Annotated in this window: 18 protein-coding genes; 3 read left to right on the forward strand and 15 right to left on the reverse strand. The window is 70.8% G+C overall.

The window, feature by feature from the left end; genetic code table 11:
• Window positions 1-3 precede the first annotated feature (3 nt).
• The 5 genes from ACK4SC_RS02685 to ACK4SC_RS02705 form a co-directional block, all read right to left on the reverse strand.
• Entirely contained in the window at window positions 4-672 is a 669-nt protein-coding gene (locus ACK4SC_RS02685; RefSeq protein WP_409614565.1) for a metal-dependent transcriptional regulator, read from the reverse strand.
• A 9-nt stretch (window positions 673-681) separates the two neighbouring features.
• Entirely contained in the window at window positions 682-1,284 is a 603-nt protein-coding gene (gene rdgB, locus ACK4SC_RS02690; protein ID WP_409614848.1) for an RdgB/HAM1 family non-canonical purine NTP pyrophosphatase, read from the reverse strand.
• On the reverse strand, window positions 1,281-2,033 hold the full coding sequence (gene rph / locus ACK4SC_RS02695) for a ribonuclease PH (protein ID WP_409614567.1): 753 nt from the start codon (window positions 2,031-2,033) through the stop codon (window positions 1,281-1,283). The genes rdgB and rph overlap by 4 nt, the downstream gene beginning before the upstream one ends.
• Window positions 2,030-2,872 carry a glutamate racemase gene (gene murI / locus ACK4SC_RS02700; RefSeq protein ID WP_409614569.1) on the reverse strand — a complete coding sequence of 281 codons (843 nt, stop codon included), beginning with the start codon at window positions 2,870-2,872 and terminating at the stop codon, window positions 2,030-2,032. Before murI ends, rph begins: the two co-directional genes overlap by 4 nt.
• Window positions 2,873-2,934: 62 nt before the next feature.
• Window positions 2,935-4,413, reverse strand: coding sequence for a cryptochrome/photolyase family protein (locus tag ACK4SC_RS02705; protein ID WP_409614571.1), 1,479 nt, complete (start codon window positions 4,411-4,413; stop codon window positions 2,935-2,937).
• A 60-nt stretch (window positions 4,414-4,473) separates the two neighbouring features.
• Here ACK4SC_RS02705 and ACK4SC_RS02710 point away from each other — a divergent pair, with 60 nt between their 5' ends.
• Window positions 4,474-5,814: a nicotinate phosphoribosyltransferase gene (locus ACK4SC_RS02710; RefSeq protein WP_409614573.1), complete on the forward strand. Its 1,341-nt coding sequence runs from the start codon at window positions 4,474-4,476 to the stop codon at window positions 5,812-5,814.
• 101 nt (window positions 5,815-5,915) lie between these two features.
• Here the strand turns inward: ACK4SC_RS02710 and ACK4SC_RS02715 are convergent, their stop codons facing one another.
• A complete protein-coding gene (locus tag ACK4SC_RS02715) occupies window positions 5,916-6,092 on the reverse strand; it encodes a hypothetical protein (RefSeq protein ID WP_409614575.1) in 177 nt (58 codons plus the stop codon).
• Window positions 6,093-6,369: 277 nt separating this feature from the next.
• Window positions 6,370-10,131, reverse strand: a complete 3,762-nt coding sequence (locus ACK4SC_RS02720; protein ID WP_409614577.1) for a chromosome segregation SMC family protein — start codon at window positions 10,129-10,131, stop codon at window positions 6,370-6,372.
• Window positions 10,132-10,230: 99 nt separating this feature from the next.
• Between ACK4SC_RS02720 and ACK4SC_RS02725 the strand changes: the two genes are divergently transcribed.
• Window positions 10,231-11,310 (forward strand): GNAT family N-acetyltransferase, encoded by a 1,080-nt coding sequence (locus tag ACK4SC_RS02725; protein ID WP_409614579.1) that lies wholly within the window; start codon window positions 10,231-10,233, stop codon window positions 11,308-11,310.
• Between the two features lie 263 nt (window positions 11,311-11,573).
• Here ACK4SC_RS02725 and mutM read toward each other — a convergent pair whose 3' ends face one another.
• The 6 genes from mutM to ACK4SC_RS02755 form a co-directional block, all read right to left on the reverse strand.
• Window positions 11,574-12,506, reverse strand: a complete 933-nt coding sequence (gene mutM, locus ACK4SC_RS02730) for a bifunctional DNA-formamidopyrimidine glycosylase/DNA-(apurinic or apyrimidinic site) lyase (protein WP_409614581.1) — start codon at window positions 12,504-12,506, stop codon at window positions 11,574-11,576.
• 30 nt (window positions 12,507-12,536) lie between these two features.
• Window positions 12,537-13,244, reverse strand: coding sequence for a ribonuclease III (rnc, locus tag ACK4SC_RS02735; protein WP_409614583.1), 708 nt, complete (start codon window positions 13,242-13,244; stop codon window positions 12,537-12,539).
• A gap of 22 nt (window positions 13,245-13,266) precedes the next feature.
• Window positions 13,267-13,470 (reverse strand): 50S ribosomal protein L32, encoded by a 204-nt coding sequence (gene rpmF / locus ACK4SC_RS02740; protein ID WP_096421009.1) that lies wholly within the window; start codon window positions 13,468-13,470, stop codon window positions 13,267-13,269.
• Window positions 13,471-13,544: 74 nt separating this feature from the next.
• Window positions 13,545-14,075, reverse strand: a complete 531-nt coding sequence (locus ACK4SC_RS02745) for a YceD family protein (RefSeq protein ID WP_409614585.1) — start codon at window positions 14,073-14,075, stop codon at window positions 13,545-13,547.
• A 118-nt stretch (window positions 14,076-14,193) separates the two neighbouring features.
• On the reverse strand, window positions 14,194-15,567 hold the full coding sequence (locus tag ACK4SC_RS02750) for an aspartate aminotransferase family protein (protein ID WP_409614587.1): 1,374 nt from the start codon (window positions 15,565-15,567) through the stop codon (window positions 14,194-14,196).
• A gap of 87 nt (window positions 15,568-15,654) precedes the next feature.
• On the reverse strand, window positions 15,655-16,905 hold the full coding sequence (locus ACK4SC_RS02755) for an FAD-binding domain-containing protein (protein ID WP_409614589.1): 1,251 nt from the start codon (window positions 16,903-16,905) through the stop codon (window positions 15,655-15,657).
• Between the two features lie 62 nt (window positions 16,906-16,967).
• Between ACK4SC_RS02755 and ACK4SC_RS02760 the strand changes: the two genes are divergently transcribed.
• Entirely contained in the window at window positions 16,968-17,489 is a 522-nt protein-coding gene (locus ACK4SC_RS02760; protein ID WP_409614591.1) for a DUF402 domain-containing protein, read from the forward strand.
• Here the strand turns inward: ACK4SC_RS02760 and ACK4SC_RS02765 are convergent.
• A complete protein-coding gene (locus ACK4SC_RS02765; RefSeq protein ID WP_409614593.1) occupies window positions 17,476-19,776 on the reverse strand; it encodes a transglutaminaseTgpA domain-containing protein in 2,301 nt (766 codons plus the stop codon). The two genes, ACK4SC_RS02760 and ACK4SC_RS02765, sit on opposite strands and share 14 nt — an antisense overlap.
• The gene (locus ACK4SC_RS02770) at window positions 19,773-21,041 is read right to left on the reverse strand and encodes a DUF58 domain-containing protein (RefSeq protein ID WP_409614594.1); all 1,269 of its coding nucleotides are present in this window, start codon (window positions 21,039-21,041) and stop codon (window positions 19,773-19,775) included. Before ACK4SC_RS02770 ends, ACK4SC_RS02765 begins: the two co-directional genes overlap by 4 nt.
• Window position 21,042 lies beyond the last annotated feature (1 nt).

Genomic DNA, 21,042 nt, shown 5'->3' on the forward strand with positions numbered 1-21,042 from the left:
GCCTCAGACCGCGAGCCACACGGCTCGGGCTACCGCCGGATCGATGACGATCGTTGAGCCGGACGCGCGCACCAGCGCGACACCGGCGGCGGGTGATTGATCGTCGCCGACCCGGACCCGTTCATCCAGCGTCAGGGCGAGCTGATCGAGCACGCGCAGCACATCGGGGTCACGGTCGCTGATGCGCACGACGACGCCGTCGGTTCCGGCGGGCGCGCGGTCAAGCCGCACCGCATCGGGCCGGATGATCGTGCCGTCTTTTCGAGGAATCAGGTCGCCGTGCGGGTCGCGGATCGGGTGCCCAAGCTCGGCGTCGATGCGGTCGAGCAGGCGGTCGCTGAGGGCGTGCTCGAGGACCTCAGCCTCGTCGTGCACCTCGTCCCACCCGTAGTCGTGTCGCTCGACCAGCCACGTCTCGATGAGGCGATGCCGGCGCAGCATCGCGAGGGCGCGGGCGCGGCCAGCGTCGGTCAGCGTGATCGCGCCGTATGGCCGATGGTCGACAAGCCCAGCAGCGGCGAGCTTCTTGACCATCTCGGTCACGCTCGAGGGCGCCAAGGCGAGAGCGACCGCGAGCTGACTCGGCGTGATCGGCTCGGGCTGCCACTCGGTGTGCTGGCAGATCGTCTTCAGGTAGTCGTCGGCGACGGTGGTGGCGACCGTGTCAGACATGGGGTGACCTTACGCTCCGTACCGCTCGCGCATGACGGTGGCGAGGGCCGCGAAGGCTCGGGCGCGATGGCTGATGGCGTTCTTCTCGTCGGCGGTGAGCTCGGCGCTCGTGACCGCGAGCCCCTCGGGGATGAACACCGGGTCGTACCCGAACCCTCCCCCACCCGCCACCTCGAACGCAACACGACCCGGCCAGACGCCGAGCTCGACGTGTTCGCGGGTGTCGTCGGCGCGGGTGGGGTCGACCAGGGCGGCGGCGCAGGTGAACTGTGCCGCGCGATTCTCAGCAGGCACGTCCGCGAGGTTCGCGAGCAGGTGCCTTACGTTTGCCGCATCGTCGCGGCTCCCTGAGTAGTGCGCCGAGTCGATTCCGGGCGCGCCACCCAGCGCGTCGACGCTGATGCCGCTGTCGTCGGCGATCGCGACGAGGCCGGTGTGCTCGGCCGCGGCACGCGCCTTGATCAGGGCGTTCGCCGCGAAGCTGTCGCCGTCCTCCACGGGGCTCGGGCCGTCGTAGGCGACCAGCTCGAGGCCGGGCAGCGCGGCGCTCAGGATGCGCTGCAGTTCGGCCACCTTGTGCGCGTTATGGGTCGCGACAACGGCGCGCATCAGCGCCCCAGGGTCTCGCGCTGCAGGCGGGTCAGCTCGGCGGTGCCGCCCAGGGCGAGGTCGAGCAGGGCGTTCAGCTCGTCACGGTCGAACGGGGCCCCCTCGGCGGTGCCCTGAACCTCGACGAAGCGCCCGTCGCCGGTGGTGACGACGTTCATGTCGGTCTCGGCCTTCACGTCTTCGACGTAGGCAAGGTCGAGCAGCGGTGTGCCGTCGACGATGCCGACGCTGACGGCGGCCACACTGCCCGTGATCGCGGCGGCGCGGCGAGCGATGAAGCCCTTCTCGCGCCCCCACTCAACTGCGTCGGACAGCGCCACAAAGGCACCGGTGATGGCGGCGGTTCGCGTGCCTCCGTCAGCCTGTAGCACGTCACAGTCGATCTTGATCGTGTTCTCGCCGAGCGCCTTCGTGTCGACGACGGCGCGGAGGCTGCGGCCGATGAGACGCGAGATCTCGTGCGTCCGCCCCCCGATGCGCCCCTTCACGCTCTCGCGGTCCATGCGTTCGTTCGTTGAGCGCGGGAGCATTCCGTACTCGGCCGTCACCCAGCCTGAGCCCTTCCCGGTCAACCAGCGCGGTACACCGTTCGTGAAGCTCGCCGTGCAGAGCACCTTCGTGCCCCCGAAGCTAATCAGCGCGCTGCCCTCGGCCTGAGCGCTCCAGCCGCGCTCGATGGTGACGGGGCGCAGTTGGTCGGCGGTGCGGCCGTCGGCGCGCAGACCGGCGGACTCGGCGATGGTGGCGTTCATGCGGTGGGACCTTTCGGGAGGGGGATCGTGCCGGTCGGGAAGGGGTCGACGCGCGTGACGGCGGGGCCGATGAAGCGTCGGGCAAGCTCGCGGAATCGGTCGGTATCGGTGCCGGTCGCCTCGAAGACGTGCGCGGGTGCATCCGTTCGAGTGGCCTCGATTCCGTGCGCGACGAGGCGACGGTAGACGTCGTATGCGGTCTCCTCGGCGCTCGAGACGAGAGAGACGTCGGGGCCGACGACGTACTGGATGGCTCCGGCGAGCAGCGGGTAGTGGGTGCAGCCGAGCACGAGGGTGTCGATGTCGGCGGCCTTCAGCGGCGCCAGGTACTGCTCGGCGAGCGCCAGCACCTCGGGGCCGGTCGTGACGCCGGCCTCGACGAATTCGACGAAGCGCGGCGCGGCAGCGGTCGTCAGCTGGATGCTCGGGTCGGCCACGAACGCGTCGCTGTACGCCCCGGATCGGATCGTTCCCTCGGTGCCGATCACGCCGATGCGCTTCGTGCGGGTGCGGCGCACGGCGGCGCGCACGGCGGGCTGGATGACCTCGACGACGGGAATGCCGTGGCCCTGCTCGAAACGCTCGCGGGCATCCCGAAACATGGCGGCGGATGCGGTGTTGCACGCGATGACGAGCAGTTTGACGCCCTGGTCGACGAGCTCGTCGAGGACGGCGAGGGCGTGCTCGCGCACCTGCGCGATGGGGCGCGGGCCGTAGGGGCCGTTCGCGGTGTCCCCCAGGTAGAGGATCTGCTCGGCCGGCAGCTGGTCGATGATCGCGCGGGCCACGGTGAGGCCGCCGACGCCGGAATCGAAGACTCCGATCGGCGCGTTACTCACCCGCCCCAGTGTAGGCGCGGGCGGAACGGGGCGGGCGCGGGCCGAGCGACGGGGCCGCCTGGTCAGTACGCGTCGCGGGCGCGCTCCTGCGCCACAACCTGCTCGCGATCGGCGAGGCGACGCAGGCCCGCGAGCGGCTGCGCCATGCGGTGGTTTCCGCGGATGCGCGGCTCGACCCGGTCAAGGAACGCCCAGTACCCGGCGGTGAACGGGCACGCGTCCTCACCCAGCCGCTTCTTCGGATCGAAGCGGCACGAGCCGCAGTAGTCGCTCATCTTCTGGATGTACGCGCCGCCGCTGGCGTACGGCTTCGTCGCCACCACTCCCCCGTCGGCGAACTGGCTCATGCCGACGACGTTGGCCGGCATGACCCAGGCGGTGCCGTCGACGAAGGCGTCGCGGAACCATGCCGTGAGCTCGGCCGGGTCATAGCCGCGCTGCAGCGCGTGGTTGCCGAGCACCATCAGGCGCAGGATGTGGTGCGTCCAACCGGTCTGCGCGACCTGGTCGAGCGCGTCCGAGAGACAGGCGGCGGCGACGGTGGAGGTATCCGGCCGCCACCAGTCCTCGGGGACCGGCGTGCGTGCATCCAGGAAGTTGTTCGAGGTCGTGTAGTCGGGGCCGAGATGCCAGTACAGGTGCCAGACCCAGTCGCGCCAGCCGATGAGCTGGCGCACCAGGCCCTCGACGCTGTTCAGCGGCGCCCGGCCCGCCTCGTACTCGGCGACCACGCGCTCGACGACCTCGAGGGGGTGCAGCAGGCCGAGGTTGATCGGCACGCTGAGGCGAGTGTGGGCCATGATCGCGTCGCCGCGCAGCATCGCGTCCTCGTACGGGCCGAAGTCGTTGAGCCGCGACTCAACGAAGTCATCGAGGGCGGCGAGCGCCTCCTCGCGCGTCGCCGCAAACCGGCGCGGCGCATCCACGCCGATGAATCGCGCGCCGGAGGCTGCGAGCCGGTCGAGATCGTCGCGTACCGCCGCGTCAATGTCGTCTTCGACGGGCCGCCAGGGGTCGGGCAGGCCGAGGCTGACCGCACCCTTCGGTGGGCGTTCGCGGTTGTCGGCGTCGAAGCTGAACTGGCCGCCGACGGGCTGGCCGCCCTCCATCAGCAGGCCCGTGCGCTCGCGCACCTCGCGGTAGAAGCGGTCCATGATCAGCTGCGAGGCGTTCTTACCGGCCGCCCAGTCGTCGAACGTGGCGCGCTCGGTGACGAAGCCGCGGGGTTCGAGCATGGTGCCGCCGAGGTCTTCCACCAGCCTGCGCATGCCCCAGCTGATCGCGCCGACCGTCTCGAGCCGATCACCGGTGAGCCCGGCCTCCACGAGCGCCTCGCGGTGCGTGGGACCCGTGACGATGCGTGCCCGATCTGCCAGCTCGCGCGCCCGGTGACGCACCGCGCTCAGGTGCAGGTGCGCCTTCTGGCGGTGCACGGGCCGCCGTCGATACTGCTCGAGCACCTCCACGAGCACGATCTCGCCGCCGTCGTCGAAGTGCGGGCCGAGCTGCTCACTGGTGAGCCAGCGGGTCGGAGAGGTCACGGCATCGCCCCTGCGTCAACGGTCTGCCGGTCGTTCATGGCGCGAGCGTAGTCTGGCGCCGTGACAACGGCCCTGAGAACCGACCGATACGAGCTGACCATGATCGAGGCGGCCCTCGCGTCTGGCCGCGCCGACCGCAGATGCCGTTTCGAGGTGTTCACTCGGCGCTTACCCGCCGGACGACGCTTCGGGGTGGTTGCCGGCACGGGACGGCTGCTGGATGCTCTCGCGGACTTTCGCTTCGACGCCGCGACCGTCGAGTGGCTGGCCCGCGAGGGCGTCGTCAGCACCAGAACGCTCGACCGGTTGCAGGATTCCCCCTTCCGAGGGTCCGTCGAGGGGTACGCGGAGGGCGAGCTGTTCTTTCCGAACTCTCCGGTGCTGAGCGTCACGGGAACCTTCATCGAGGCGGTGGCGCTCGAGACACTCACGCTGAGCGTGCTCAATCACGACAGCGCGATCGCGGGCGCTGCAGCCCGCATGGTGGCGGCCGCGGACGGCGCGCCCCTCAGCGAAATGGGATCGCGCCGAGCTCACGAGGAAGCGGCAATCGCCGCGGCCCGCGCCGCGTCCATCGCCGGCTTCGCGGCAACGTCGAACCTCGCGGCGGGTCAGCGCTGGGAGATTCCGACCATGGGTACGGCGGCGCACGCTTTCACGCTCCTCCACGACAGTGAGGAGGAGGCTTTCCGCGCGCAGGTTGACGCACTGGGCCCGGAAACGACCCTGCTGGTCGACACCTTTGACGTCGAGCGGGGCGTCGAGACCGCGGTGCGCGTGGCCGGCCCCGGCCTCGGTGCGGTGCGCCTCGACTCAGGAGACCTCCCTCAGCTGGTGCGGCAGGTGCGTGCACAGCTCGATGCCCTCGGTGCCGTGAACACTCGCATCACCGTCACCAACGACCTCGACGAGTACACGATCGCAGCCCTGCGCGGCACTCCGGTCGACGCGTTCGGTGTCGGCACGGCCCTCGTCACCGGTTCGGGCGCGCCAACCGCCGGCTTCGTGTACAAGCTAGTGGCGGTGGAAGACGAGGAGTCGGGCGAATGGCGCCCGGTGGCCAAGGCATCCGTCGGCAAAGTCTCGCGGGGCGCGGCGAAACGCGGCCGACGACTCATCGGCGCCGACGGCGTCGCGCGCGCAGAACTGGTCACCATCGACGAGACGCGGGACGGTGTGCCCGACGCGCCCGCCGACCGCGACGAGCTGCGCGAGGCCGGGGCGAGCATCCGGGAATTGACGGTGACCTACGCGACGGATGGCGAACCGGATGCCCGCTACCGCGGGCCGGACGCCGTGCGCCTCGCGCGCACACACCACGCAGCCGCGATCGCCGAGCTGCCGGCTGAGGCGCTGCGGCTTGGTGCGGGCGAGCCCGCACTGCCCACGGTCTTTCAGTAGTCAGCCCACGCCGCCGCGCACGACAACGCCCCGGCGGCGTGACGCCGACCGGGGCGTGTCGAAAGGGACGCGGGACAGGCTGCGTCCCGAGGACGGGGCCGTTAGGGCTGCATGTCCTCGTCGACGCCGTCGTCACCGGGCATGCCGGGCTCGTCGGGCATCGGCTGCTGCTCACCGGGCAACGGCTCGTTGTTCGGTGCGTCGTTGACGGTGCCATTGCCGCATCCGGCAAGAGCGAAAGTGCTGGCAACTCCGAGGATGACAAGTGCGCGCTTCATGAGCGTCTCCTTTCGTTCGGTAACGGAAAGGTATCGATCTCGCTTACCCCCCGAAAGGGGGTAGACAAGAGCGGTTGCGCATGCCGTGACGGAGTGTTACATTCCGCCGCCGTCGCGGCGGTTTAGCGGCAACTCCCCCAGAAATACGCGGCAGCACGGGGCGCCGATGTATGCCAGAGCCGTGCCACACGCGGGTCTGAATACCTCCTGAGAGGTTCCTGCGCCATTCGCAGTCAATGTGGAGGAAGGCGTTCTGCCGGTCGCACCGGCACCGCGGCTAACTCGCCGCGGGCTCAGCGTGAGGGTCGGCTACGCGCTGCCCCACGACGGCGCTGACACCGTCCTGCCGCATGCTGACGCCGTACAGCGCGTCGGCGATCTCCATCGTGCGCTTCTGGTGGGTGATCACGATGAGTTGCGAGTTCTCGCGCAGGTCACGGAAGATCGTGAGCAGCCGGCCCAGGTTCGCGTCATCGAGCGCGGCCTCGACCTCGTCCATGATGTAGAACGGGCTCGGCCGGGCCTTGAAGATCGCAATGAGCAAGGCGACGGCCGCGAGCGACCGCTCGCCACCCGACAGCAGGCTGAGGCGTTCGATCTTCTTGCCCGCCGGCTTCACCGCGACCTCGATGCCCGTGGTGAGCATGTTGTCGGGGTCCGTGAGCATGAGGCTGCCCGAGCCGCCCGGGAACAGAATCGGAAACACCTGGTCGAAGGCGCGCTGCGTGTCGGCGAAGGCCTCAGCGAAGATGTGCTGCATCGTCTCGTCGAGCTCGTCGATGATCGCCAGCAGGTCGCGGCGCGTGTTCGCGAGGTCGGTGAGCTGCTCGGTGAGGAATTTGTGCCGCTGCTCGAGCGCGGCGAACTCTTCCAACGCGAGCGGGTTCACGCGACCGAGCTGGCTGAGCTTGCGCTCAGCGCGGGCGAGGCGCGACTGCTGCTCCTCGCGCACGAACGGCTTGCCGGCGGGGAGCGTTCGTAACTCAGGATGCGAGTCGTCGGCGTCGTGGTCGGCGGCAGAATCGGCGCCGTCTTCCTGAGTGGTGAACGCCGGGTTCGCGGCAACGAGTTCGGCGACGCGCCGCTCGGCAGCCTCGTCATCGGCCGGCTCATCGGGTTCGGGCTCGGCAAACGGGTCATCCGGGTCGATGCGCGCGGCGGCCTCGGCGGCGATCGCGTCGGCGGCGGCCTGCGCGGCACTCGTCAGCGCGTCGTCGTCTGGCACGGTCACGTCAGGCCCGTACTCCGCAACGAGAACGTCTTCGACGAGGCCCAGCTCGTCGCCCGCACGCTCGAGCAGCTGCGAGAGGTGGAGCTTCTTCTCGTAAATCTGCAGTTCGAGGCCGTGAACGCCCTCGGTGATTCCGGTGAGGCGTTCGCGCAGGCTGGACTCGGTGCGGCGCAGTTCGGCCAGCTCGTCGTTCTGCTGGGCCCGTTCGGCCTCACGGGCGTGCAGCGCGACACGCGCCTCAGCAACGGACCGGTCGACGGCCGTGAGCACGGCGGGAAGTGCGGCTGCCACCCGGCGGGCGGCGTCGACCTGGCGCTGCCGCAGCACCGCGCGTCGAGCGGCCTCTTCGGCGGCAGCGCGCTCAGCCTCGCGGCGGCGGCGCAACTGCTCGGCCGCATCGCGCGCCGCGCGCACGCGTTCGCGGGCCGTCTCGAGAGCGATGCGCTGCTCGACTTCGGCGGCGCGCGTGGCATCGAGCTCGGCCACGAGTCCATCGCGAGCGCTCGCGTCGAGCATGGGGCGCGGTCGCGACGAGAATTCGTCCAGGGCCTGCTGTGCGGCGGCGGCAGCGGCTTCCGCCTCGCGAACGCTGGCCTCGGCGCGCTCAACGCCCGCGGCGAGGCGCTCCGCTTCCGCCTCGGCGGCCTCCGCCTGCGTCCGCGCGCGCGACAGTTGCTCACTACGGGCCGCGCGCTGCGCATCCTGGTCGCGCACGGCGGCGAGCGCCGCCGTCGCCTCCTCCTTCGCCGACGCCAACTCGTGACGCGAGTCGTCGAGCACGCCGCGGGCGCGCTCGATCTCGGTCGACACGTCGTCGAGGGCACTGGATGCGCTGTCACGCTCGGCCGCGAGCTCGAGGCGGCTGCGACCCGCCCCGGACCCGCCACGCAGCACGGCGCGCGACAGCACCTCGCCGTCACGCGTGACGACGGTGACGCTCGCCAGCGCGCCCAGTCGCTCGACGGCGGGCCACGCGGCGCGCGCAGCGTCGAGGTCATCGGCGATCAGCGCGTGCGACAGCAAGGACAGCACCCCGTCGGGAGCGGTAACGACGCCGGAGGCGCGAACGAGCCCACCGGTCGACTGCGGCCCCGCCATCGGGTCGAACGGCGTGAGGAGGTCAGCGAGGACGACCTCGACCCGGCCGCCCTCGTCGTCGCGCACGCGGCGCAGAGCGGCGAGGCCCGCATCCAGGTCGTCGGCGAGCACCGCGTCGGCGAGCGTGCCGAGCGCCGCGGCGATGGCCGCCTCGTAGCCGGGCGTCACCTGCAGGTGGTCGCTCACGAGCCCGCGCACACCATCGCTGCCCGCGAGGCCCGCCGCGCCATCGCCGACGTCGACCGCCTGCGACAGGGCGCTGACACGGGCGGCAAGGGCGTCACGTTCACGCTCAAGGGTGTGGAGCTGGTCGCGCTCAGCATCGATGCGTGCCGTGACCTCAGCGACGCGTGCATCGGCGGCGGCGAGCGCCTCGTCGAGTTCGGCGTCGACGCCCTCCGCCTGCTCCAGCTCGGGAAGGGCCGCGAGATCGGCGCGCGTCTGAGCGACCCGGGCCTCGGCCTGCTCGAGCGCGTTCTGCTGCCGCAGCAACTCACCGCGGGCGGCGGCGAGCGTCGAGCGCGCGACGTCGACGCGCCCCGACAGGCTCTGCAGCTCGAGGTCGTGCTGCGAGACGAGCGCCGACTGCGCGGCAATCTCTTCGTCGAGCGAGTCGAGGGCGGCGCGGGCCGTCGCGGTGCGGGCCGCTGCCTCGCCGACGCTGCGCTCGGCCTCGGCCACGCCCGCAGCCAGCTCGTCGGCCTCGGCGAGCGCCTCGTCAATCTGCGCCTGCGTGACGGTCGTCTGGGCTCCGGGAGCCTCCGCTTGCTGGCTCAGCAGCGTCAGCTTCTGCTGGGCAAGCGACGACAGCGAGCGCAGGCGCTCCTGCACCTGCTCGAGCCCAAAGGTGACGCCGCGCGCCTGATCGACCGCATCGCCCACCATCTGCGACTCGATGCGTTGCACCCGCAGCCGCGCCTGATCCAGCTGCTCCTGCACCACGATGCGCTCGCTCGTGCGCTCGGCCTCGGTGCGCTGGTGCTCGTGCAGGGCGCGCCGAATGCTGACGACCTCGTCGGCGAGGAGGCGCGCGCGAGCATCCCGAACGATCGCGGCGATCGTCTGCGCCTCGCGCGCGATCTCGGCCTGGCGGCCCAGCGGCGTCAGCTGGCGGCGAATCTCACCGGCGAGATCGTTCAGGCGCGTGAGGTTCGTCTGCATCGCCTCGAGCTTGCGCACCGTCTTTTCTTTGCGGCGCCGGTGCTTCAGGATTCCGGCGGCCTCCTCGATGAAGCCGCGGCGGTCTTCGGGGCTCGCGTGCAGCACGGCGTCGAGCTGACCCTGGCCGACGATGACGTGCATCTCGCGGCCGAGGCCCGAGTCGCTCAACAGTTCTTGCACGTCAAGCAGGCGGCAGGCGGTGCCGTTGATCGCGTACTCGCTGCCGCCGTTGCGAAACAGCGTGCGCGAGATCGTGACCTCCGAGTATTCGATCGGCAGCATCCCGTCGGAGTTGTCGATGGTGAGGCGCACCTCGGCCCGGCCAAGCGGGCCGCGCGTGGCGGTGCCGGCGAAGATGACGTCCTCCATCTTGCCGCCGCGCAGCGTTTTCGCCCCCTGCTCGCCCATGACCCAGGCCAGCGCATCAACGACGTTTGACTTGCCGGAGCCGTTGGGCCCGACGATGCAGGTGACGCCCGGCTCGAAGTGGAAGGTCGTCGGCTGCGCGAACGACTTGAACCCCTTGATGGTCAAGGACTTCAGGTGCACGGGCGAAACCTCACAGAACGCGGGCGGAGCGGGACAGGCCTACCGTACCGGCTCGCGCGGGAGTAGCCTGGCGGGCTGGCCGAACGAGAGTGAGCAGATATGACCGGCCTGACGATCACCGAGGTGGTCATTCCCGACAGCGTCGACGCCCCGAACGCGCGCGACTTCCTCGCCTGTATCGACGTGCGCAGCGCGGTCTGGGCGCACGACTCGGGCACGCGCGACGAGGTGCGGCCGCCGGAGGAGATGCTGCCGGGCTGGCGAAAGCAAGAATTTGAACCGAAACGGATGCTGCTGGCCCGTCTCGACGGACGCCCCGTCGGGCGCGGCATCGCCGAGCACCGGCCAGGCGATGCCGCCGACACCGCGTGGTTGGCGGTCGAGGTGGTGGCGGATGCGCGCGGTCGCGGAATCGGTCGCGCCCTCGCCGAGCGCGTGGAGGACCTCGCTCGGGAGGCGCGGGCGACGAAATTCATCGTCTACGCCCCGTGCTGGAGGGTCGGTGGGCCGCGCCTGGCCGCGCCCACCGGCTTCGGCGACGTGGCCGCCGACACCCCCGAGACCCGGCTGCTGCAGTCTCTCGGCTACCGACTGGAGCAAGTGGAGCGCGGCAGTCGCCTGGCGCTTCCAGTCGATACGTCGGCGCTCGACGCGTCGATCGCCGACGCGTGTGCGGCGGCGGGGTCGGAGTACCGCGTGCACACGTGGCACGGGGCGACTCCCGCCGAGTGGCGAGACGACATCGCGCACTTGCTGACGCGCATGAGCACGGACGCCCCCACGGCTGGACTCGAGGAAGACGAGGACCCGTGGACCGTGGAACGCTTGCTCGCCGACGAAGCGCTCGAGGAGGGCAGCCCCTCGCTCAACCTCGTCGCTGCGGTCGAGCACGTGCCGAGTGGCCGTCTCGTCGGATTCACGGAGCTCAACGCCCCGGACGACCGGGAACGCCCCGTCGACCAGGAAGACACGATTGTGCTGACCGAGCACCGGGGCCACCGTCTCGGGATGCTGCTGAAGCTCGCGAACATCGCCCACCTGCAGCGGGTGCGCCCCGGTCACCCCCGCATCATCACCTACAACGCGGAGGAGAACCGGCACATGCTCGACGTCAACGAGGCGATCGGCTTCGAGCCCTTCGTGTACGAGGGAGCGTGGAGGAAGGACGTGCGCCTGTAGGCCCTCCGATCCGGCGGCGGGCGCTGGGCGGCGGGCGCTGAGCGGCGGGCGGCGCGCCGCGCGCACACCCGCCCGCCGGAGATGACATGTGCCCCCTGTGGCGACTTCCACAACAGCGGAACGCGTGAATGCTCGTCAGCCATTCCGCTGTTGTGGAAGTCGCCCGGGATGGGGCATCTCCTCCCGGAAAGGAAGGTCGGCAGCGACCACGCTCAGTGGCGCGGCCAAGGCGCACGCGGCCGCGACTCGGGCAGCGCCGCGACTCAGGCGGCGCGGCGGCGGCGCGCTCGCGGCTGGCAGCACGGGCAGAAGTGTGAGCCGCGGTTCATGAACTGCTCGCGCACGATCAGACCCCCGCACCGCGAACACTCCTTACCCTGCTGGCCGTACGCGCGCAGCGAATGGCTGAAGTACCCGCTCGCTCCGTTCACGTTGACGTACTGGGCGTCGAACGATGTTCCGCCTTCCTCGAGCGCCCGCGCCAACACGATGCGCACCTCGGTGAGCAGCTCGCGAACACGCGCAACGGGCAGCGACGCGGTCGGCCGGTCGTAGTGCAGACGCGCCGCCCACAGCGCCTCGTCGGCGTAAATGTTGCCGATGCCGCTCACTAGCGTCTGGTCAAGGAGCGCCCGCTTGATGCCCGTGCGGCGCCGCCGCAGCGCCGCGATGAACGCCGCATCGTCGAACGCAGGGTCAAGCGGGTCGCGTGCAATGTGCGCCACCTGGCTCGGAACGAGCGCCAGCGACGACCCATAGCCGCCCGCCGCCCCGTCCGGCGTCGCCTGCAACGCGTCGAGAGCCATCGACCCGAAGATGCGCTGATCAACGAAGTTCACGAGCAACTCGCCGTGCTCGGGGTGCACGATCTCGAACCGGATGCGCGTCAGCGGTCCGTCGTCCGCACCCCGCGCCCGCAGCAGCACCTGGCCGCTCATGCCGAGGTGCACGACGAGGGCCTCGACGGGCTCACCGAAGGATCCGTCGCCGACCGCCACGGGCATCCACAAGAATTTTCCGCGGCGAACGGGCGCGACGAGGCGCGCACCGGTGAGGCGGTCGACGAAATCCTCCGACGGGCCGTCGTGACGCTTGAGCGAGCGCTCGTCGAGCACCTCGACACGCTCGATCGTCGCTCCGGTCACGGCGGGCGCGAGGCCGTGACGGACGACCTCGACCTCGGGAAGTTCAGGCATGGATGCTCGACCAGCGACGCACAGCGCGGCTCACGCCGTGCGGGCCGACAGCGCCGTCCAGGCGCTCAGCGCCGCGGCCATCTCGGCCTGCTTCTTGCTCGTACCGGTGCCTGTTGCGATGCCCTCACCGTCGACGACGACGGTGGCGGTGAACACCTTCGAGTGATCGGGCCCGGCGTCGACGACCTCGTAGACGGGCGCCGAGCGACCGAGAGAGGCGACCAGCTCTTGCAGCGACGTTTTCGGGTCCATGGCGGCACCGAAGCGGGCAGGGTCGGCCAACAGCGGATCGATGAGGCGCAGCACCAGGGCAGTGGCCTCCTCACCGCCGCAGTCGAGATAGGCGGCGCCGATGAGCGCCTCGACGGTGTCCGCGAGAATGGACGACTTGCCGCGGCCGCCCGTGAGCTCTTCGCCCTTGCCGAGCTTGAGGTGGTCACCCAGGCCGATCGACCGAGCGACCTCGGCCAGGGCGACAGCCGACACCAGTGATGCGCGACGCTTCGCCAGCTCGCCCTCGTCGAGGTCGGGGTAGCTCGAATAGAGCATGACCGTCACGGCCTGGCCCAGAATCGAGTCGCCGAGAAACTCCAGGCGCTCATTGTTTGCCACGCCGCCGTGCTCGTACGCCCACGACCGGTGCGTCAGGGCGAGCTCGAGCAGTTCGGGGTCGATCGTGACCCCGAGCGCGGCAGAAAGCGCCGACCGGTCGGGGGCAGCCCCGGGGTCAGCGCTCACGGCCACGGATCGGTCGAACCGATCAGACGTCGGCGACCTTGCGGCCCTTGTACTCGAGGAACAGCGGGGTGCCCGCCGAGTCCTCGACGACCTTCGCGCGGTGGGGAAGGCTGTACACGACCTTGCCGTTCTCGACGGTCTTGACGAGCGTGGGAACCTCAGCCTTCCACTGCGAGCGGCGGGCGTGGGTGTTGGCGCGCGACTTCTTCCGCTTGGGAACAGCCATGGTGTCTCTCTTCTCTCTCAGCCCCGACGCGCACGCGCGCCTGGGTTCAGTCTTCAGTCAGTGGGGTGCCGGTGTCAGTCGGTGTCGGTCTCGTCTGCCCGGAATCCTTCCAGGGCAGCCCAACGCGGGTCGATGACCTCGCGCGGCTTTCGTTCCGGGTGGTCGGCCAACTTCTCGCCGGTCTCGGGGTCGAGGCCGGGGCAGTCGTCGCGACACACGGGCTGGAACGGAAGCGCAAGCACAACCGCGTCCCGAACTACGGGTTCACAATCCACGTGATCATCGTGAACCGTGTAGTCGACAGCGTCCTCAGGAGAATACGCGAAAAGCTCCTGGAATTCGACTTCGAGCGGCCGCGAGACCGGATCGAGGCAGCGGACGCACTCGCCCGAGAGGGTCGCATCGACCTCGCCGGTGACGAGGATTCCGTCGTGCAGACCCTCCAAGCGGAGGTCGATGGCGAGCGCGGAGCCCTCGGCGACGTAGGCGGCGCCCACCCCGAGCTGCTCGGGCGCCGCGAATTCGAGGCTGCGCTCGCGCATTTCGCCGGGGCGATGCATCAGATCGCGCACAGATACGCGGTACGGAGAAGTCGCGGCAGGCATAGCCGTTAAGTGTAGGGCCGCGACATCCACCCCCGATCAAACGGTGGATGCCGCGGCCCCATCACGGTAGGTCGTGCTCGCTCCGTGAACGCCCCAACGACACTGTGAGCGCGCCGCGTCAGCCCTGCGTAACCGCCGTGAACGCCTCGTCGTAGGCGGCGAGCGCACGCTCGACCTCGTCGGGCGTAACGACGCAGGGCGGGACCACATGGATGCGGTTCTCGGCGGCGAAGGGCAGCACCCGACGCGCCATCAGTTCGCGCTTCAGGGCACCGATCGTGCTCGCCGGCACCGGCTCGCGGGTCGCGCGGTCGGTGACGAGGTCGAGCGCCCAGAACACGCCGAGACCGCGCACGTCGCCGATCATGTCGTGCTTGTCCGCGAGGGCACGCAGGCCAGGGCCCAGGTACCGCTCGCCGATCATCTTGGCGTTCTCGACGATGCCCTCCTCCTCCATCGCGTCGATTGAGGCGACGATCGACGCCATGGCCAGCGGGTGGCCGGAGTAGGTGAGGCCGCCGGGAAAGACTCGCTCGTCGAAGGCGGCGGCGATCTCGGGCGAGATCACCACACCGCCGACGGGCACGTAGCCCGAGTTGACGCCCTTGGCGAAGGCGATGAGGTCGGGAACGACGCCCTCCGGGTTGACGCTCGCACCCTGCCAGGCGAACCACTCGCCGGTGCGGCCGAAGCCCGCCATCACCTCGTCGGCGATCCACACGATGTTGTACTTGTCGGCGAGCGCGCGAACCCCGGCAAGATACCCCGCCGGCGGCGCGAAGATTCCGGCCGTTCCCGGCACCGACTCGAGCACCATGGCGGCGATCGTGTCGGGGCCTTCAGCCTGGATCGTGCGCTCCAGGTGCTGCAGCGCGCGCTCGCACTCCTCGGCCTCGGTCGTGGCGTGGAACTCGCTGCGGTAGAGGAATGGGCCGAAGACGCGCAGGTGTCCCCAGGCGTATTCGTTGGGCATGCGGCGCCAGTCGCCGGTCGCGGCGATGGCGGCGCCGGTGTTGCCGTGGTAGCTGCGGAAGGTCGAGATGACCTTGTGCTTACGCGTGGTCAGGCGTGCCATGCGGATCGCGTTCTCGATTGCATCGGCACCGCCGTTCGTGAAGAAGACCTTCGCGAAGCCGGGGCCGGCTTTGGCGACGATCCGCTGGGCGGCCTCACCCCGCGCGAGGTTCGCGTGGGCCGGGGCGACCGTGGCAAGCTCCGCCGCCTGACGCTGGATCGCCTCGACGACCTTCGGGTGGGAGTGCCCGATGTTGGTGTTGACGAGCTGGCTCGAGAAGTCGAGGTAGCGCTCGCCGTCGTAGCCCCAGACTTCGCTGCCGGCCGCGCCGGCGATCACGAAGGGGTCGAGGGCGCCCTGGGCGCTCCACGAGTGGAACACGTACTGGCGATCGAGCTCGTACGCCCGGCGGCCGTCCGCGGGGTCGAGGTCAGGGTGGGCGGGGGCAGCAGTTGACCGGTTCATCGTGTCGGTCATGGTTATCGGTTCCTTGACAACGAGGGTGAGACGCGCCGGTGGGCACCGGCGCCGCTATCGCTCATTATCGCGGGTCGCGGCGCTGTGTCACGCGCCGATTCCGGCGTCGCGAACAAGCGCGGGGATGCGCTCCTTGAACGGGAAGAAGCCGCGCGTCGCGTGGGGCCAGGCACGGGCATCCCAACCGCGCAGCACGGTCTCGATGACGACGCCGTCGGCGGCAGCCTCAGCGCTCGCTCGGGCGAGCGCATCGGCGGCGTAGCCGGTGGGAGCGTGGGCGGTCACGATGCGGCTGACGTCGTGCGTGCGAGCGAGGGCGACCAGCTCGGATGCTCGCACCTCCTCGATCACGGATTCCGCGCATCCGAAGTGCTCGCCCGCGCGACGACCAGCGTCGGCGAGCGCCCCGCGCTGGAACGCCTGCACCCCCTCGGCCGCGCGCCCTGGACCGCGGGGCGCGCCCCGCTCGGGCCGCACCACCGCGACGACGTCGATGCCGCCGAGCGCCAGTGACTCCGGGTGCAGGTCGTCTTCGCCGAGCAGCAGGAGGGCGCGGCCTGGCGCGAGGGGCCGTGGCTCGGGCGCGGCGCTCGCGGGCGGCGGAGGCGGCGCGTCGAGCGGCTCGGCGGTCGTTGCGAGCCCGCGCGGCCGGTAGCGGCCGTCGGTGAATCGGGCGATGTTCTCGGCGGTCGCCTGGTACGTCTTGCCGCGGGTCTGCACCCCCGCCACCCATCGCCAGCTGAGGGTGTTTGAGGCGGGGTCACCGTCGAGCAGGTGCCGCAGGAAGAAGTCGGCGCCGAGTTGCCAGGGCAGGCGCAGTGTGAAGATCCAGATGCTCGCGAACCACATGCGTGCGTGATTGTGCAGCCAGCCGTCGGTGACGAGCGCGCGCGCCCAGTCGTCGAAGCCGTCGATGCCGGTGCGTCCGCCGATCGCGTCGCGGTACGTGTCGCGCAGCGTCTCGTCCACGGGCAGCGGATGCTCGTCAGAGCTCATGAGACGCGTCACGTCCGCGACGTAGTCGCGCCACACCTGCGGCCGCAGTTCGAGCCAGCCTTTCCAATAGGTGCGCCAGAACACCTCCTGGACAAACTTCTCGGGGGCACGGTGACCGTGCCGCTCGATGACGGCGCTGACAAGCTCGTGCTCGGTGAGGAGTCGGTGGCGAACATAGGGCGACAGAGCGCTCACGGTGCTTGCCTCGCCGAGCCCCCTGTCGTGGTTACGGTCGCGACCGTAGGCCGAGCCGAGGCGAGGCAGGGCCGCCGCGACCCGCTCAAGCGCCGCCGCCCGCGTCGGAGCGAAGAGCCCCGCGGGCGCTGCGGATTCGTCGGTCACGACTGTCAGTGTCACCGCAGACACCGGGCATTCGCTGAGGGGTGGTCGGTAGCCTTCCGAGCATGACGCTCGTGCCCGGCACCCCCGCCGAGTTGCGGTGGCGCAAGTGGGACGGCTCGCCGCACTGGGTGCATCCGGTGATCGTGCTCGGCGAGGACGAGTCGGGCGTGTGGTTCGGCCAGCAGCAGGGCACGGTGAGTCGCCGACCCGGTGCAGACTTCCACGCCTATCGCCCGAACGTGAAGGTGCTGATGCCGGGCGAGCAGTGGATGCCGGCGTTCTTTCCCGATCGCGAGGGCGCTCGCATCGGTCTGTACGTCGACATTGCCGCTGAGCTGCGACTGGAAGAGTTCGGGGTGTCTGCCATCGACATGGACCTCGACGTCATCGTGCGCGCCCCGCGCGAGAGCCCGTACATCGACGACATCGACGAGTTCTCGCTGCACCGACGCACCCTCGGCTACCCCGACGCCGTGGCGGCGCGGGTGCTGTCCGACGCGCGGCGGGTGCGTGAACTTGCCGCTCAGCGGTCGGGAGTGTTCGACGGCCGGGCCAACGCCTGGCTCGCCCTCATGGAGTCGTGACGAGGACCCGAGCGTCGTCGGGCTCACGGTCGATGAGCGAGAGGGGGGCGATCACCGCGAGCACTCGACGCCACCACGGCGTGGCCGCCCGAAGCGCGGCAATCAGGGGCTTGACGGACGGCGCGATGACACCCTCCCCCTGCGGGCCAGCGTAGGCCCGCGCCTCCAGAGCCGTGACGAGCGGTGCGACGAGCGCGACGTCGACGCCCCACCGCGCACCCAATTCGCGAACGGTGCGCGTGGGCTCGGCCGCGCGGCCCAGGTCGCGGGCCGTGTCGCGCACCTCCCGCCAGACGATCAGCGGATCGGTGGAGCGCATTCGCCGCCGGCGCCGCGCCTGCCGCCACAGCGCGGGGGTCGCGACAAGAGCCACGGCGAGCGCCACGAGCACGGCGACGATGAGGGTCGACCGCAGCACGGGGTCGGTCAGCACGCGGCCCTCACCGGAACCGCCCGCCTCGTCACCGCCGTCAACGAGGTCGGGGATGCCGTCCGGTCCACCGGCGTCAGCGTCGCCGTCGGGGCTCGCGGGGTCAGCGGGGTCGGTTTCGCCATCAGGGTTCGCGGGGTCGACCGCATCGCTGGGCTCGGGGGCGGGCGTCTCGCCGTCGGGCAGTGGCGCCTCATCGCCGATGAGGATGTCGTCGGTCGCGTAATCGGGAAGTACTCCGAGGCTCGGGGTCGGCTCGAAACGCACCCACCCGAGCCCGTCGAAGTGCAGCTCGGGCCACGCGTGCAGGTTGTCGGAGCTGACGATGAACTCGGTCGGCACCTGGGGGTTGCGCGCCCCGGGCAGGAACCCCACGGCGATGCGCGACGGGATGTCGAGGGTTCGCGCCATGAGCGCCATCGCGCTGGCGAAGTGCACGCAGTAGCCGCTGCGCTCAACGAGGAACTGCGCCACGATGTCGGCGCCCGAGCCGTCGTAGCCGCCCTCGACCGGCGCGTCTTCCGAGTAGGCGAACTGGCCGCCGGTGAAGAACCGCTGCAGGGCGATCGCCTGTTCGTACGGCGTGCGCGCCTCGGCGGTCGCCTCGCGCGCGGCCTCGGGGATGCTCGGGTCGAGCCCCTCAGGGATCTGCAGAAACTGCTCCAGCCCGTCACCACCGGCCGTTGCCGCGCGCAACTGCTCGGTCGTGGGCTGTGCAACGAGGCTCCGCACCGTGTAGCTCAGGTCTCGGGCGACGCCCGACTCGGCGCGCACCGTCGTGCCGGCGGGATCGATCACCCAGTTGCCGCCGACCCCCGACACGGCCTCAGGCGCCTGCGGTAGCGGTAGCCACTGCGTGCGCAGAGTGCGAAGGTCGATGCGGGTGTCGAGCGTGCCGGTAGCGAGCTCGTCGGGCAGCCACGTGGGCGGCGCGAGCTCGCTCAGGGGGACGGCGGGGGCGTCGAATTCGACCGGCAACACCTGCTGGCCGGCGAACTCGGCGAGGTGCGAGAGCGTGAGGTACACGCCGCCCTCCGCGTCGGTCGAGTAGCGCAGCGCCTCGACAGGGCTTGCCCGACGTAGATCGTTTCCCAGCTCGAGCACCGGGTTCACCCCCGTGACGAGGCTTGCCGGGCCGGTGCCGGCGGGGTTATCGCCGACGACGGCCGTGGGCAGCAACCCCGGAACAACGACCGCGGCGACGAGCGCGGCACTGACCGCAGCGACCAGCCGAGACACACCACCCGCTCCCCCGACCGCGGCCGGGCGGTGCAGCGCCAGCACGACAAGGAACGCCGCAGCCGTCGCGAGCACGCTGACAAGGGGCAGAGCACCGGGCGCAACGATCACCGGAATAGCCACGAGCGCCAGGAGCGGCGCGGCGAGAAGCGCAGGCCTGCGCGTTGCGGCGACCAGGGCATCGGACAGCACCGCCAGCGCGCCCACCCCCGCCGCGAGAAGGAAACGAATGCCGTCGTCGGCAAACGCCGGCACAGCCTGTTCGACGATGGACAGTTCGCCCTCGCGGATGAGGAGCGACAATCGCAGAAACGTCTCCGGTAGGGGAACAACCCCCAGCAGAGCGGTGTCGGCGGCAAACTGCACGACGACCGCGGCGAACAGCGCTGCGCCGCCGGCGACAACCGACCAGAAGCCCCGCCAGACGGGAACGGCGCGCCGCACAACAGCGGCCACCGCGACGCCGATCGCTGCCGTCACCATCGTCGGCACGAACCAGTCGCCATCGCCGAGCACCACGCTCAGGGCACTCAGAGCGGCACCCACCGACACGAGGACGGCAACGCTCAGCCACCAGGCCGTCGGCGCGGGCCGGGCCGCGCGAACCCGGGCGCTCACGGCGTGCCTCCCCGCAGGATCGCGGTCGCCTCGACCGCCACCGGCGGGCCATCGATGAGACGGCGCCACGCGGCGTCCACCGGCACGCTCGGGTCAACGCGTGCCACCTGCCACCCAGCGCGGGAGAACGCGTCAGCCAGGGCCAGCACCTCGGGGGTGTCGACCGTGCCCTGCGGGGTGACCAGAAGCAGGACGGCGACCGTTCCGGGGGCGCGCTGGGCGAGCATCCAATCGATGACGGCGTTCTGCGGGAGGGAGGCGATGGCGATGAGCGGCACCGCGGGGTGTGCCTCGAGCGGGGGCGGGCTGCCGTCGGCCGGAGCCGCACGCAGCAGCGCGAGCTCGCCGAGCACCGGCGCGAGGGCCGCCGACATGCCGGGTGCATCGGCGAGCGGCGGCTGCGGTGCCTGAGGTGTCGAGGTGCTGAGGTCGACGGAATAACCGCGCTCAACGAGGTGCGCGGCCGACGACGCAGCCATCCGAACGGCCCACTCGAAACACGCACCACCGTGCGCTCCGGGGCGCGGTCCCCGACGCACACTGTCGGCGTAGCCGGCGGGGTCGGTGTCGACGATCAACCGCGAGTGAGGGCCGGCCTGCGGCTCGTCTTGGCGCACCATCAGCTCGCCGTGCCGGGCGGTGACGCGCCAGTGGACGCGACGCAGAGCGTCGCCGTCGCGATACTCCCGCGTCACGACGTCGTCGTCAGCGCGCTCGCGCGAGCGGCTGCTGCGCGGGCCAGCCTCGGTCGACGGTTCAGGCACAGGGCCCGGAACCAGCGGCACCACCTCGGGCACCACGAGCTGGGTCGCCTCGGCCGTCGTGTCTGTGACGCGCACGGCGAGGGCGAACGGGTCGCGCTCCTCGATGAGCAGCGGTCCGACGGCGACGAGTCCGCGTTCTGCGGGCCAGTAGCGGTAGGTGACGCGGGCGGGCCGTGTACGGCGCACGTCGGGGAGTCGGCCGGGGCCAGCGAAGCCGGGCCGCATCGGCACGCGCTCAACCCACTCGGCGGCGCGCGCCCGCCCCGCGACCGTCACGGTGACGGAGACGGGTTCGCCGACTGTCGCGACGACCGGATCGAGGTGGCGGCTCACCCGCACCCGCGGGCGCCCCGACGCCACGACGACGAGGGCAACGAGTGGGGCCGCCACGGCGATCACGCCGACCGCGAGCAGCTCGGGCCGTTCGACGACATAGGCGAGCGTGATGATCGCGCTTCCGGCGAGCGCGAAGATCACGCCGCGGAAGGTGAGACGGGGCACG

The organism is Microcella sp., from assembly GCF_046293215.1.
GTDB lineage: Bacteria > Actinomycetota > Actinomycetes > Actinomycetales > Microbacteriaceae > Microcella.

Coding starts and splice junctions, on each gene's coding strand:
- ACK4SC_RS02685 (WP_409614565.1), bottom strand. CDS start 672: ATGTCTGACACGGTCGCCACCACCGTCGCCGACGACTACCTGAAGACG.
- rph (WP_409614567.1), bottom strand. CDS start 2,033: ATGAACGCCACCATCGCCGAGTCCGCCGGTCTGCGCGCCGACGGCCGC.
- ACK4SC_RS02715 (WP_409614575.1), bottom strand. CDS start 6,092: ATGAAGCGCGCACTTGTCATCCTCGGAGTTGCCAGCACTTTCGCTCTT.
- ACK4SC_RS02725 (WP_409614579.1), top strand. CDS start 10,231: ATGACCGGCCTGACGATCACCGAGGTGGTCATTCCCGACAGCGTCGAC.
- mutM (WP_409614581.1), bottom strand. CDS start 12,506: ATGCCTGAACTTCCCGAGGTCGAGGTCGTCCGTCACGGCCTCGCGCCC.
- rpmF (WP_096421009.1), bottom strand. CDS start 13,470: ATGGCTGTTCCCAAGCGGAAGAAGTCGCGCGCCAACACCCACGCCCGC.
- ACK4SC_RS02745 (WP_409614585.1), bottom strand. CDS start 14,075: ATGCCTGCCGCGACTTCTCCGTACCGCGTATCTGTGCGCGATCTGATG.
- ACK4SC_RS02750 (WP_409614587.1), bottom strand. CDS start 15,567: ATGACCGACACGATGAACCGGTCAACTGCTGCCCCCGCCCACCCTGAC.
- ACK4SC_RS02760 (WP_409614591.1), top strand. CDS start 16,968: ATGACGCTCGTGCCCGGCACCCCCGCCGAGTTGCGGTGGCGCAAGTGG.